General features: G+C 41.5%; 11 protein-coding genes. 4 read left to right on the top strand and 7 right to left on the bottom strand.

Annotation, left to right across the window (positions count from 1 at the left end; genetic code table 11):
- Positions 1 to 826: 826 nt before the first annotated feature.
- Entirely contained in the window at positions 827 to 4,522 is a 3,696-nt protein-coding gene (locus HMPREF2805_RS07350) for a pullulanase (protein WP_075231985.1), read from the top strand.
- Between the two features lie 378 nt (positions 4,523 to 4,900).
- Here the strand turns inward: HMPREF2805_RS07350 and HMPREF2805_RS07345 are convergent, their stop codons facing one another.
- Together HMPREF2805_RS07345 and HMPREF2805_RS07340 are read right to left on the bottom strand one after the other, a co-directional pair.
- On the bottom strand, positions 4,901 to 5,338 hold the full coding sequence (locus HMPREF2805_RS07345; protein ID WP_075231984.1) for an Rrf2 family transcriptional regulator: 438 nt from the start codon (positions 5,336 to 5,338) through the stop codon (positions 4,901 to 4,903).
- A gap of 71 nt (positions 5,339 to 5,409) precedes the next feature.
- Positions 5,410 to 6,249, bottom strand: coding sequence for a metallophosphoesterase family protein (locus HMPREF2805_RS07340; protein ID WP_075231987.1), 840 nt, complete (start codon positions 6,247 to 6,249; stop codon positions 5,410 to 5,412).
- Between the two features lie 144 nt (positions 6,250 to 6,393).
- On the opposite strand from HMPREF2805_RS07340, the gene HMPREF2805_RS07335 reads away from it, so the two are divergent.
- Positions 6,394 to 6,846, top strand: coding sequence for a universal stress protein (locus HMPREF2805_RS07335; RefSeq protein ID WP_049504821.1), 453 nt, complete (start codon positions 6,394 to 6,396; stop codon positions 6,844 to 6,846).
- Between the two features lie 220 nt (positions 6,847 to 7,066).
- On the opposite strand, the gene HMPREF2805_RS07330 is transcribed toward HMPREF2805_RS07335, so the two are convergent.
- Positions 7,067 to 8,458 carry a Cof-type HAD-IIB family hydrolase gene (locus HMPREF2805_RS07330; RefSeq protein ID WP_075231983.1) on the bottom strand — a complete coding sequence of 464 codons (1,392 nt, stop codon included), beginning with the start codon at positions 8,456 to 8,458 and terminating at the stop codon, positions 7,067 to 7,069.
- A 65-nt stretch (positions 8,459 to 8,523) separates the two neighbouring features.
- Between HMPREF2805_RS07330 and HMPREF2805_RS07325 the strand changes: the two genes are divergently transcribed.
- Entirely contained in the window at positions 8,524 to 9,486 is a 963-nt protein-coding gene (locus tag HMPREF2805_RS07325) for an asparaginase (protein WP_075231982.1), read from the top strand.
- A gap of 303 nt (positions 9,487 to 9,789) precedes the next feature.
- Here HMPREF2805_RS07325 and ccpA read toward each other — a convergent pair whose 3' ends face one another.
- Complete coding sequence (gene ccpA, locus HMPREF2805_RS07320; RefSeq protein ID WP_075231981.1) at positions 9,790 to 10,797, bottom strand: catabolite control protein A; 1,008 nt, start codon at positions 10,795 to 10,797, stop codon at positions 9,790 to 9,792.
- Positions 10,798 to 11,002: 205 nt separating this feature from the next.
- On the opposite strand from ccpA, the gene HMPREF2805_RS07315 reads away from it, so the two are divergent.
- Entirely contained in the window at positions 11,003 to 11,320 is a 318-nt protein-coding gene (locus tag HMPREF2805_RS07315) for a DUF960 domain-containing protein (RefSeq protein WP_075231980.1), read from the top strand.
- A 45-nt stretch (positions 11,321 to 11,365) separates the two neighbouring features.
- Here HMPREF2805_RS07315 and folB read toward each other — a convergent pair whose 3' ends face one another.
- The 3 genes from folB to HMPREF2805_RS07300 are packed head-to-tail and all read right to left on the bottom strand — an operon-like array spanning position 11,366 to position 14,073.
- The gene (folB, locus tag HMPREF2805_RS07310) at positions 11,366 to 12,178 is read right to left on the bottom strand and encodes a dihydroneopterin aldolase (RefSeq protein WP_075231979.1); all 813 of its coding nucleotides are present in this window, start codon (positions 12,176 to 12,178) and stop codon (positions 11,366 to 11,368) included.
- 40 nt (positions 12,179 to 12,218) lie between these two features.
- Complete coding sequence (folE, locus tag HMPREF2805_RS07305) at positions 12,219 to 12,773, bottom strand: GTP cyclohydrolase I FolE (protein ID WP_075231978.1); 555 nt, start codon at positions 12,771 to 12,773, stop codon at positions 12,219 to 12,221.
- Between the two features lies 1 nt (position 12,774).
- Positions 12,775 to 14,073, bottom strand: coding sequence for a bifunctional folylpolyglutamate synthase/dihydrofolate synthase (locus HMPREF2805_RS07300; protein WP_075231977.1), 1,299 nt, complete (start codon positions 14,071 to 14,073; stop codon positions 12,775 to 12,777).
- Position 14,074: the final 1 nt, after the last annotated feature.

Genomic DNA, 14,074 nt, shown 5'->3' with positions numbered 1-14,074 from the left:
CTTCGAAAATCTCTTCAAACCGCGTCAACGTCCATCTGCAACCCCAAAGCAGTGCTTTGAGCTGACTTTGTCAGTTCTATCCACAACCTCAAAGCAGTGCTTTGAGCAACCTGCGGCTCTCTTCCTAGTTTGCTCTTTGATTTTCATTGAGTATTACTTTCAACAATGGATTCGCACTTGTCGATAAATTTTTGCTCATTTACAATAATTTTGTTGTATGATAGATTAAATATAAAACACTATAGTAGATTGAAATAAGGTATGAACAATTCGATTAGGAAAGTCAAACTAATTTCTAGAAATATTTTTAGCAGCCGTTATGTACTATTCTAGATTCAATCTACTATAATTTTGTTGTGTAGCAGATTGAATAAAAAACACTATAGTAGATTCAAATAAGGGATGAACAAATAGATTAGGAAAGTCAAACTTATTTCTATAATGTTTTAGAATTCGTGGCGTACTATTCTAGATTCAATATATTATGCATTGTGAATTCTAAAAAATTGCTAGAAATTGACTTAACTTCTCTAGTAAATTTGTTCAGATTTTATTTAACTATAACCTATCTATTTCAGTCTAACAAAAAACTTTTCCTTGCTTTGCTAGAATATAGCAAGATCTACTGATTAGCTGGTCAATTTCAATGTTTATACTTAGGCTAGGATATTTCTTCAGTAGACTATCAACAAAAAGGGGCTTTTATTTTAATGGAGGATGATTTTTCACCTAGTCTGATTTCTCACCTACAAAACAAAAGAAAACGATTGCATAAAATTTTACTCCATGCTATACTAGGATAGAAATAAATGATAGGAGAGTGTCTATGAAAAACACGTCATCTCAACCAGATAAAAAAATGATTTACAGCATCCGTTCTCTGAAAAACGGAACTGGCTCTGTCCTTATTGGAGCAAGCTTTATCCTCCTTGCCTTAACAGCACCTTCTGTATCTGCAGCTGAAACTAGTCTTGGCACACAAGAAAATGTAAGCGCTATTAGTGCAGGCCCAGTTACTACAGAAACCAGCCAAGCTGAGGAAAAAATGCCTATTTTGGCTCCAAAAGATGCAAACGCTTCCCTCGAATCTAAAACATCTGACTCAGTAGCAGTTTCTGAAATAACTACAACTGAAGCTACTCCAAACCTTCCAAACAACAAAGACGAGAAAACAGAAGTATCCAGTCTAGCCGCTGAGAAAGCTTCGCCAGCAGACACTGTATCTGAAACACCAATTGAAGACAACTACTTCCGTATCCATGTCAAAAAACTTCCTCAAGAAAACCAAGATTCGCAAGGTCTTTGGACTTGGGATGATGTCGAAAAACCATCTGAGAACTGGCCAAATGGCGCCCAGTCTTTCAAGGATGCCAAGAAAGACGACTACGGCTACTACCTAGATGTCAAACTAAAAAATGAGCAAGCCAAGAAAATCAGCTTCCTCATTAACAATACCAAAGGGGACAACCTTACTGGAGATCGTTCAGTAGAGCGCCTCTCTCCAAAGATGAATGAAGCTTGGCTAGACGAGGACTACAAAGTCCACAACTACCAACCTCAGCCAGCGGGAACGATCCGCGTCAACTATTTCCGCACCGATGGCAACTATGACAAGAAATCTCTCTGGTACTGGGGAGATGTGAAGACTCCAAGCAATGGTGAATGGCCTGACGGTACAGACTTTACTGCAAGTGGAAAACATGGACGCTACATCGACATTCCGCTCAATGAAGCCGCCAGAGAATTTGGATTTTTACTATTAGATGAGAGCAAGAAAGGCGATGATGTGAAAATCAGAAAAGAAGATTATAAATTTACTGACCTGAAAAACCACAGTCAAATCTTCCTTAAGGATGATGACGAAACAATCTACACCAACCCTTACTATGTGCATGACATCCGTATGACTGGTGCCCAACATGTGGCTAAGTCCCGTATTGAAAGCAGTTTTTCTACCTTGGTTGGGGCTAAAAAAGAAGACATCCTTAAACATTCCAACATCACTGACCACCAAGGGAATAAAGTGGCTATCTCCGATGTTACAATCGATGAAGCAGGTAAGAAAGTAACTTACATCGGTGATTTCTCTGACACTCAAAACCCATATACAGTCGCCTATGATTCAGACCATTTTACAACTCGTTCAAACTGGCGTCTCAAAGATGAGACTTACAGTTACGATGGCCCACTCGGTGCAAATCTTAAAGAAGATGGTAAACGTGTTGATCTGACTCTTTGGTCTCCAAGTGCCGATAAGGTTTCAGTTGTCGTCTACGATAAGAAAGATCCTGAAAAAGTGGTCGGAACCGTCGCCCTTGAAAAAGGAGAAAAAGGAACCTGGAAACAAACTCTGAATGAAAACTCTGGTCTTGGCATCAGCAACTATACTGGCTACTACTACCACTACCAGATCGAGCGCCAAGGCAAGACTGTCCTCGTACTTGATCCTTACGCTAAATCTCTGGCAGCTTGGAACAGCGATCTAGCCAAAACAGACGCTGCCCATAAGGTTGCTAAAGCTGCTTTTGTGGATCCAGCAAAACTTGGACCTCAAGACCTGACTTATGGTAAGATTCATAACTTCAAATCTCGTGAAGATGCTGTTATCTACGAGGCTCACGTTCGTGACTTCACTTCAGATCCTGCCATCGCAAAAGATTTAACTAAGCCATTTGGTACTTTTGAAGCCTTTATCGAAAAACTTGACTACCTCAAAGACCTGGGCGTGACCCACATCCAGCTCCTTCCAGTCTTGTCATACTACTTTGTCAATGAATTGAAGAACCATGAACGCTTGTCCGCCTATGCTTCAAGCGATAGCAACTACAACTGGGGTTATGACCCTCAAAACTACTTCTCCTTGACTGGTATGTACTCAAGCAATCCTAAGGACCCAGAAAAACGTATCGCAGAATTTAAGAACCTTGTCAACGAAATCCATAAACGTGGCATGGGTGCTATCTTAGACGTAGTTTACAACCATACTGCCAATGTTGATATCTTTGAAGACCTTGAGCCAAACTACTACCACTTCATGGATGCAGACGGAACACCTCGTACTAGCTTTGGTGGTGGTCGTCTAGGAACAACCCACTACATGTCTAAACGCGTCATGGTAGACTCTATCAAGTATCTAGTTGAAACCTACAAAGTAGATGGTTTCCGTTTCGATATGATGGGAGATCATGATGCAGCTTCTGTCGAAGAAGCTTACAAGGCTGCACGCGCCCTCAATCCAAATCTCATCATGCTTGGTGAAGGTTGGAGAACCTATTCTGGTGATGAAAATATGCCTACTAAAGCTGCTGACCAAGATTGGATGAAACATACCGATACTGTCGCTGTCTTTTCAGATGACATCCGTAACAACCTCAAATCTGGTTATCCAAACGAAGGTCAACCTGCCTTTATCACAGGTGGAAAACGCGATATCAATACCATCTTTAAAAATCTGATTGCTCAACCAACCAACTTTGAAGCAGATAGCCCTGGAGATGTGATTCAATACATCGCAGCCCATGATAACTTGACCCTTTTTGACATCATTGCCCAATCAATCAAAAAAGACCCAAGCAAGGCTGAAAACTATGCGGAAATCCATCGTCGTTTGCGCCTTGGAAATCTCATGGTCTTGACAGCTCAAGGAACTCCATTTATCCACTCTGGTCAGGAATACGGACGTACCAAACAATTCCGTGACCCTGCTTACAAGACTCCAGTAGCAGAAGATAAGGTTCCAAACAAATCTCACTTACTTCGTGATAAGGATGGGAACCCATTTGACTATCCTTACTTCATCCATGATTCTTATGACTCTAGCGATGCTGTCAACAAGTTTGATTGGACCAAGGCAACTGATGGAAAAGCTTATCCTGAAAATGTCAAGAGCCGTGACTACATGAAAGGTTTGATTGCACTTCGCCAATCTACAGATGCCTTCCGACTCAAGAGTCTGCAAGATATCAAAGACCGTGTCCAACTCATCACTGTCCCAGGCCAAAATGGTGTGGAAAAAGAAGATGTAGTGATTGGCTACCAAATCACTGCTCCGAATGGAGATATCTACGCAGTCTTTGTCAATGCGGACGAAAAAGCTCGTGAATTTAACTTGGGAACTGCCTTTGCCCACCTCAGAAATGCTGAAGTTTTAGCAGATGAAAACCAAGCAGGACCAGTCGGAATTGCCAACCCGAAAGGACTTGAATGGACTGAAAAAGGATTGAAATTAAATGCCCTTACAGCTACTGTTCTTCGAATCGCACAAGGTGGTGCCATCGTTGCCCCAGCTGTGGAAGAAAAACCAGAATTTGATCTTTCTAGCTTGAATGTCGAACAAGAACAAGGTCAAGCCCAAAACCTAGCAGCAAATCCTGAAACCCAAGAAACTGCTGCAGAGGCTCTTTCTCAGAAAGTCCTTCCAAACACTGGAACTGAGAGCAAATCTCTTCTTACTCTTGCAGGAATCAGCCTCCTAGCCCTCCTTGGACTTGGTAGCTTCCTCAAGTCAAGAAAGGAACAATAAAAGCAAGGACTCTATAAATCCAGCAACTTGATAGAAAAACATGTAAAAAGAGGCTGGGAGAAAAGTCTTTAAAATCAGAAAAACGCATATTATTCAGATGTTTAAAAAACTTGATAATATGCGTTTTATTGTGGAAAGATTTATACTCAATATTCTACTAAAATTATGTTTGTGTCTCGCCTCTTCAAATTTAAAAAAGGTTCATTTTGATCAATTTGTTTCAATCTCTTTCTTTTACTAGAGAAAATAAAAAAACTCTTAAAAATAGCATTATGTCCGCATTTCCAAGAGTTTTTACTATATAGTATCCAACCTCTATAAGGGCAATTTTTTATTACTGATAGGGTATGTCTACGTTCTGCCTCTTTCTAGAAGCTCTTATTTCTCTATCCTTGCTTCTGCATCTGCCACCACTTGAGCAAGACTGGTTTGGCTCAGCTCCTGCTCCATGGCTAGCTGAATCTTTTGTAATTTTTCATCTAAAACCCCGTGGATATTTGCGCCAACTGGACAGGCTGGATTGGGATTATCATGAAAACTAAAGAGTTGTCCAGTTTTTCCAAGGCATTCGACCGCTTGATAAATATCCAAGAGACTGATATCCTCAAGATTTTTGATAATCTCTGCTCCACCAGTTCCACGCGCAACTGAGATCAACTCCGCCTTTTTCAGTTGAGATAAGGTCTTACGGATAATGACAGGATTGACTCCAACGCTACTAGCTAGAAAATCACTAGTCACCTTGCTTTCCTTCCCTTTTAGGGCAATGATTACCAACATATGTGTCGCAATGGTAAATCGACTTGAAATTTGCATAAGGTTCTCCTTTTTTCGTCAGATTAGTTCCTTCTTTTCTTAAGTTTATTATATCTCTTCTAGTTGTAATGTCAAGAGTTACCACTAAGCCAGTCATCCAACTCTGCATCATGCCCTTGACTTTGGGCAATTTCATGAAGTAATTCCTGATTATGAGTATGGTGAACCCCATTAACCAAGCTTTCATAATAAACTTGGTAGTATGGTAAATTCAAGTCTTTAGCTAGCTGTAATTCTGCCTCAATATCATAATCGACCCGACGAAAATCGATATCTCTCAAGCCTTTTTCATCAAACTCTAAAATCATGTACTGAGCACGTAAGTCCTTGCGTAAATTCTTAGATAAAAAGAAGGGTTGACCAATGGAACCTGGATTCAGGATAAGCTGTCCACCACTACCATACCGAAGAAACTGTTGATGGATATGCCCGTATATGGCAACATCGCAGTCTGGATTGGTGACAAGACGGTCAAAGTCCTCTTGCTTACCAAGATGAATCAGCTCTCTTCCCCAGTTTTTATCAGGCAAGTGATGACTAATCCCTAGCTTCAGATCTCCAAACTGGCGATGCACTTGCAAAGGATAGTCCTGCAGTGCCTCAATCTCTTGGCTACTAATTTCTTCCATAATATACTGACACTGGCGCAAGAGATAGCGATGGCTCGGTCTGCTTTCATCTAACTTGCGATGACAGGCTCGCCAAAGACTATCTTCCCAATTTCCCAGAACTCTAAGAGTAATGGGTAAAGTGTCCAATCTCTGGAGAATATTTTTTCGTCCTGTTCCAGGCATGAGGATATCTCCTAAGAGCCAATACTCATCAACCCTCGCCTTCTGGGCATCTGCCAGAACAGCCTCTAAGGCTGTTATATTGCCATGTATATCCGATAATACTGCGATTTTTGTCATATCTCTTCCTCTTAGCTTTTCTAGTTTTATTATAACAAACTCCAAGTCAAAGTCAAAAAGCATCTATATTCCTATCGTTTTTTACTTTACTTTTTTAGTGAAAAGGAATACAATGAAGGTAATAAGAATGAGGAGGTTTTTGCTATGACACAACGTTATGAAAATATCATGGTAGCAGTTGACGGTTCTAAGGAAGCTGACTTGGCTTTCATCAAAGGGGTTCATTCAGCACTGCGTAACCAAGCAAAACTAACTATTGCTCATGTCATTGACACACGTGCTCTTCAAAGCATCTCAACATTTGATGCTGAAGTTTACGAAGAATTGCAAGTAGAGGCCAACGATTTGATGGCAGAATATGAAAAGCGTGCAAGAGATGCTGGTCTCACAGACATAAAAGTTGTTATTGAGATGGGTAACCCTAAAACTCTCTTAGCTAAAACAATTCCAGACAAAGAAAAGGTTGATTTGATTTTGGTTGGAGCAACAGGGCTCAATGCTTTCGAGCGCCTGCTAGTTGGTTCTTCATCAGAATATATCCTACGCCATACCAGCGTTGACCTTCTCGTCGTTAGAGATAAGGACAAAACTTTGTAATAAAAAAGAAATGAGGTTGGGATTGTTCTCCTAACCTCATTTTTTTATATAATAGATTGAATTAAGATGCGAACAAAGAGATTGGGAAAGCCAACTTGATTTCTAGAAGTTTTTTTAGAATCTGTAGTGTACTATTCTAGATTCAACCAACTATAAACTGTTGATGTCGTAGTTGGAGCTAGGAAATAAAAACATCATTCCCGGCTTCCTTTCCTACCGCCTATTTCTTATCGGCTCTTTCCTTGTGGCGTTCATAGGCCTTTATCTGGCGCTCAATTTCCTTTTTAATGGCTGGTTCTGGAGCGTATTTTTCTTCCCAGTCATCTGGTTTTAGGATTTTGTGGGTCACTGGGTCAAAATGAGCTTTTCCATCAGGGAACATTTTACCCATATTGGCTTGATGGACAATATCAAAAATCCGTTCTGGATCCACCCCCATCAAAACAAAGCTACCATAGGTGAAGTATAGGGTGTCAATCAAGGCATCTACTTGCCCAACCAAATCTTGCTTAGCAGGCGTTTTCTTAGCAACTTTCTCTGCTGCTTGATCAAGAGCTTGGTGTAACTGTCCTACTGCCTGTTCAAAATCTTCTTCAGAAGGACTGGCAGCTCGAATAAATTCTACCAATTCTTCAATCTTAAAGTCCGCACGATGAGTTGCCCCTTCTAAATCCCAAGCCTTTGGTTCTTCCTGAGTTCGTTCATCCATCATGTGGTGGAAGGTCTTGACCTTATTGAAATGATAGTCACGGCTGACAAAGACTTTTTCTGAAGCCAAAACACCAAAGTGTTCCAAGGCCTTGTGAATCCCATCTTGCTGGTTGCTGGTTGTGATATGCTTCGCCACTTCCTTGACACTACTACTACCATTGCCCATAGCGACTGACATCCCAACACCCGCCAGCATCTCTAGGTCATTGTCCGAGTCACCAAAGGCCATGACTTGATTGAGATCAAAACCATACTCTTTTCCGACTCGGCGAATACCTTCTAGCTTGGAATTTCCTTGATTTATGACATCGGCCGCAAAAGGATTACTACGAGTCAATTTCAAGTCTTGAAAATCAGCTGCTGCTTTCTCAGATTCTTCTGGTGTCATTAGCATCAAAACTTGATAAATTGGCTGATTCATCAACTGGAGCAGATCTTCTTCCTTCTGAGGAACGACCTTACTCACCATTCGATTAAAGGAATGACTAACTGTACGAGTCAACATAGAGGGGACAAAACGACTCACTCTTTGCGAAAAAGAACCTAGGCCAAAAGACATGATTTTCGAACCCAGCATGGCATCCTTGGTCCCCAACGCAATTTCCTTGCCCTCTTTTTTAGCATAGGCTATCAACTGCCGTAAATGAGATTTGGAAAGAGGACTTGTAAACAAGACTCTGTCTTTATTAAAGATATATTGGCCGTTATAAGTTACAGCAAAATCCAGATCTAAATCTTCCATTAAATCCTTAACAAAAAAAGGTCCTCGTCCTGTCGCTACTCCAACAAGCACTCCCTGTTCCTTCACAATCTTAATCGCGTCCTTAGTGGATTTCAAAACACTCTTGCGATCGTTGACTAGTGTTCCATCGATATCAAAAAAAACAGCTTTGACTTCCATCCTACCTCATTCTCCCCTTTTGTGATACAATGATTATACCACATTTCAGAAAGAGTGAGTAAATCATGCTTAAGAAAATCCTTGTTTTACATACGGGTGGTACTATTTCCATGCAAGCCGATGACTCTGGCGCTGTTGTAACTAGCCAAGAAAACCCTATGAATCATGTATCCAATCCACTTGAAGGAGTTGAAGTCCACGCCCTCGACTTTTTTAATCTGCCAAGTCCCCATATTAAACCCAAGCATATGCTGGCCCTCTATCAAAAAATCAAAGAGGAGGCTGATCATTATGACGGTTTCGTGATTACACATGGGACAGATACCTTGGAGGAGACTGCCTATTTCCTCGATACCATGGAGGTTCCTCACAAACCGATCGTACTAACAGGGGCCATGCGTAGTTCCAACGAACTCGGAAGCGATGGTGTCTACAATTATCTCAGTGCCCTACGCGTAGCGAGTGACGATAAAGCTGCTGATAAGGGTGTCTTGGTCGTGATGAATGATGAAATCCACGCTGCTAAGTATGTGACCAAGACGCACACGACAAATGTTAGTACCTTTCAAACGCCGACCCACGGCCCTCTTGGGCTCATCATGAAACAGGAGATTCTCTACTTCAAAACAGCTGAACCCCGTATTCGTTTTGACCTTGATAGGATCCAGGGCTTGATTCCAATTATTCCAGTCTATGCTGGCATGACAGAAGAACTCCTTGATTTGCTTCCTGTTGACCAGCTAGATGGTCTTATTATCCAGGCCTTTGGTGCTGGAAATGTTCCCAAGGAAACATCACAAAAATTGAACGCCCTTATCCAAGAAGGACTCCCAATCGCCTTGGTTTCTCGTTGTTTTAACGGGATTGCTGAACCTGTTTATGCCTATGAAGGCGGTGGCGTTTGTCTACAAAAGGCTGGTGTATTCTTTGTCAAAGAGCTCAATGCTCAAAAGGCTCGTCTCAAACTCCTCATTGCTATCAATGCTGGCCTTAGAGGAGAGGAATTACGAGCCTATATGGAAGGATAATACTCTTCGAAAATCTCTTCAAACCTCGTCAACGTCGCCTTGCCGTAGGTATGGTTACTGACTTCGTCAGTTTCATCCACAACCTCAAAGCAGTGCTTTGAGCAACCTGCGGCTAGTTTTCTAGTTTGCTCTTTGATTTTCATTGAGTATAAAAAAGTCGGTGAGATAGAAATTACTAGATCAAGTCTTGTTTTCTAGTCACCCCCGCAAGCCTTCTACCATCAACTTGATGCTTGAACTATTGACCAAAAAGTTTCTGCTACTAAAAAGCGAGGTCGGGATTTTTATCCCGACCTCTTTTTCTTATTCTTTTCGAGTTGAACGGCGTTCAATCAAACCATGTGGTAGGAGAACTTCACGTTCTTCTAACTCTTCCTTGTGCATAATCTTAGTCAACATACGCATACTAATGGCACCAAGGTCATACAAAGGTTGAGCAATGGTTGTTAGATTTGGACGAGTGTAGCGCGCGATTTGTGAATCATCACTGGTAATAATTTCGAACTCTTCTGGTACAGAAATTCCTTTATCAGAAAGACCGTTCAAAACACCTGCCGCTAATTCATCGCCTGTTACAATCGCTGCTGTTGCTTTAGAAGAAATCAAGCGTTCTGCCAAGGCATAACCATCATCATAACGGTATTTTGATTCAAAAACAAGACCTTCACTGTAATTAATTCCCGCTTCTTTCAAAACATCTTTGTAACCAGATAAGCGAATCTTGCCATTAATATCATCCACTAATGGTCCACTAACGAAGGCAATTTTTTTATTTCGTTTCAAGAGATGGCGGACTGCATCAACAGTAGCATGTTTATAGTCAATATTGACACTTGGAAGTTGGTGTTCTACGTCCACTGTTCCTGCAAGAACCACAGGTGTGCGTGAGCGTGAAAATTCTGAGCGAATCTTCTCAGTTAAATGATAACCCATGAAGATAACGCCATCCACCTGTTTAGAAAAGAGAGTATTGACCACAGATACTTCCTTTTCATCATCCTCATCACTGTTAGCAAGGACGATGTTGTATTTGTACATTTCCGCGATATCGTCAATCCCTTTAGCAAGGGTAGAGAAATAAGTGTTTGTGATATCTGGAATAACAACTCCAACTGTTGTTGTTTTCTTGCTTGCTAGACCACGAGCTACTGCATTAGGGCGGTAGTCAAGACGATCAATGACCTCTAGTACTTTTTTACGGGTGTTTTCTTTGACGTTCTTATTGCCATTGACAACACGACTGACAGTTGCCATTGACACTCCCGCTTCTCGGGCAACGTCATAAATTGTTACTGTATCATCTGTGTTCATTCCGTTTCCTTTCTACTTTGAAAATTTTGTTTTCATGACTCCACTGTTTCCATTTTACCACTAATTGTAAGCATTTTCAAGCATTTGATGAAGATTCGTTGAAAAAATTTCAAAATCATTCTCATCTTTTTAAAGGTAGTTGACTTTTCTTGATTTTTCTAGCAGTTTGCAGTATGATAATAAAAAAATCAATTAGGAGATAGGAATGGCTTTTACAGATTCTCATAGACGATGCGCTAGTTTCGGTGTAGTGACCAATTTACCCGACGATGTTATCGATTCAATCTGGTATATAATCGATCATTTTTTAAAGCATGTTTTTGAACTAGAAGATGAGCTCGAATTTCGACTTTTAAACAATGATGGTTCCATCACTTTCCGTTTTTCAAGTCAACACCTTCCGACTACGATTGACTTTGATTTTAATCATCCCTTTGATCCACTCTACCCACCAAAAGTTCTGGTGCTAGATATGGATGGCAAGGAAACTATTCTCCTCCCTGAAGAAAATGATCTATTTTAAAAAACTCTAGTCTCCTCTGTAAATACTTCGGAAACTAGAGTTTTCTTATTTTTTCAATTCTTGATACAAGTGACGAATTGGTTGTCCCAAGACTGGATGGATGAAATGCGGAGCTATTTCTTGGAGTGATTCTAGGACAAAGAGGCGTTCAGCAATATAAGGATGAGGCAAAATGAGGTCGTCTGTATAGATGATCTGGTCCTCGACAAAGAGCAAATCTAGGTCAATCAAGCGAGGTCCCCAATGCACCTCTCTGATCCGTCCTATCTCTGCCTCAATAGCTAACAAGGTTTCTAACAAGATTGGAGCAGACAACCAGGTTTCCACTTCAATGACTTGATTGGCAAAGCTATCCTGCTCCACACCACCCCAAGGCTCGGTCGTCAAGACACTAGACTCTTTGAGAATGTGGATGCCACGAGCTTGCATTTGGTCAATCGCTTGCTGGAGATTAGCCGTCTTAGCCCCCATATTGCTTCCTAAAGCAATAAAGGCAAGCTGTTTGCGACGGTGGATGGTTACTGAACAAGTATCCAGCGGTAGATGGATAGGTGCCCAAGGTTTTTTTAGTTCCAGCTCAATCTCTTGAACGAGAGGGTAGGTCTCAAAAGTACGCTCTACTAGTTTGTAGGCTACTGTTTCAATCAAGTCTTCAGTATTTTCCTGAAACCATGTCGTCCATTGCTGGCAAAGTTCTCCGTAATGGACAGAAGCAGTTAAATCCAAGTCTGTCGCAGCCTTGGTCATATCATAGGATAGGGTGGCTGAAACGACAAACTTCTGCCCCAGTTCCTTCTCACTAGGAAAGAGTCCATGAAAGGCGAAAATTTCTAGGTCTTTAATTCGCAGTTGATCCATAACTAGTCCTTTCTAGAAAAATCCGCTTAACGCGGATTTTTTAAAGTCCCATGAGACGATAAGCTTGATCACGGAGATCCTTATCTGTCTCAAATAGACCACGAGCCACTGTTGTCAAGGTTGCAGTTCCTGGTTTTCGAACACCGCGCATACTCATACACATATGTTCTGCTTCAATGACAACGAAGGCTCCCTTGGCTCCCAAATACTCCATCAAGGCATCAGCCACTTCGATATTCAAACGCTCTTGAATCTGTGGCTTTCTAGAGTAGACTTCAACCGTACGGGCAAGTTTGGACAAACCTGCAACACGGCCATCTGGGATATAGGCAATGTGGGCACGACCATAAAATGGCAAGAAGTGGTGTTCACACATGGTATGGAAAAAGATATCCTTTTCCACTACCATATTATCATCGAGAATTTCAAAGGATTTTGACAAATGCTCCTCAGCAGTTTGCCCAAGACCTGAAAAAATCTCTTGGTACATACGAGCGACACGGGCTGGTGTTTCCTGCAAACCTTCGCGATTTGCATCCTCACCAACTGCCTCGATAATCATTTTTACAGCTTCTTCAATCTTTTGTGTATCCATTCTAATTTTTCCTCTCCATTAGGTAGGTTCTCACTTGGGCTAAAAAGTATAATGAGCCCGTGATAATCCTAACTGTTTTTTTCTCTTCATTTTCTGATAATTTTTTGTCTAGAAATTCCTGCCAACTTTGGTAGTTGAGATTTCTAGAATCAGCCATCTCTTTCAAGACTTTTTCATCCGTCGCCCGACTATCCTCAAAATGAGTTAGTGTAATCTTAGTATTGGAAAAAGTTTCTAGCAGGTCCAACATATCCTCCAAGGCCTTGGTTTTGATACAAGTAAAGAGGATTTCCTTCTGATAGTCCGTAAAGCGTTCTTTCAAGGTAGCCAACAAGGCCTTGATGGCATGAGGATTGTGGGCCCCATCCAAGATCATCAAGGGGTTCCTTGACACGACCTCCAGACGTCCCGGCCAACTTGTTTCTTCCAAAGCTTGAGCCACTAAAGCATTATCTGGCAATTCTCGACCAGTCTCTTGGCAATAAGTATCCAACAAAGTCAGCGCTATCCCTGCATTCTCTATCTGGTGCAAACCAAGCAATCCTGTTTGGAAACGACCCTGTCTGACTGAGCTTGAATAATCAAAGATTTCGCCCGTCTCCACACTCTCTTGATGGCTAACTTGGTAATCTTCCCCATAAGCAAGCCTAGAAGTTTGTTTCGCTTTCGCAATCTGGTCGATAACCGCCAAGGCTTCTGGGACAATGTGTCCTGTCACTAGAGGAACTCCTTGCTTGATAATCCCTGCTTTCTGCTCTGCTATGGCTTCCAAGCTATCCCCTAAAAGCGCTACATGGTCTAATCCGATAGTCGTGATGCCAGTCAAGATAGGTTGGCAGACATTGGTACTATCCAAAAGTCCGCCCATACCAACTTCCATGATCGCCACATCGACTTGCTCAGAAGCAAAATAATCATAAGCTATAGCAGTGATAATCTCAAATTCTGTCGTTCCTTGCAAGGTTTGAGCATGCTCTCCTTCAAGTAGTGAACGATAATCCACCATCAAGGACTCTAATCTTGCTTCTGGGATAGATTCCCCATTAATGGCAATCTGATCGGTATAATGAATCAGATAAGGAGAGCTAAAGACACCAACTCTTAGCCCCATCTTTTCCAACAGATTCTTCAAAAAGGCTATAGTAGAGCCCTTTCCATTGGTTCCACCAATATGGATAACCTTGAGTTTAAGATGGGGATTGCCACGTAAGGCTAATAGCTCCACCATCCTCTCCAGACCAAAATGCGGTTGATCTGTCCGGTAGTTTGCTATCCACTGGTTCGTTTCGTTTTTATTCATG

Origin of the sequence: Streptococcus sp. HMSC034E03, from assembly GCF_001811505.1 — a bacterium.
GTDB lineage: Bacteria > Bacillota > Bacilli > Lactobacillales > Streptococcaceae > Streptococcus.
Note: the sequence above shows the minus strand (reverse complement) of the source record. Positions and strands in the feature narration are given on the sequence as shown.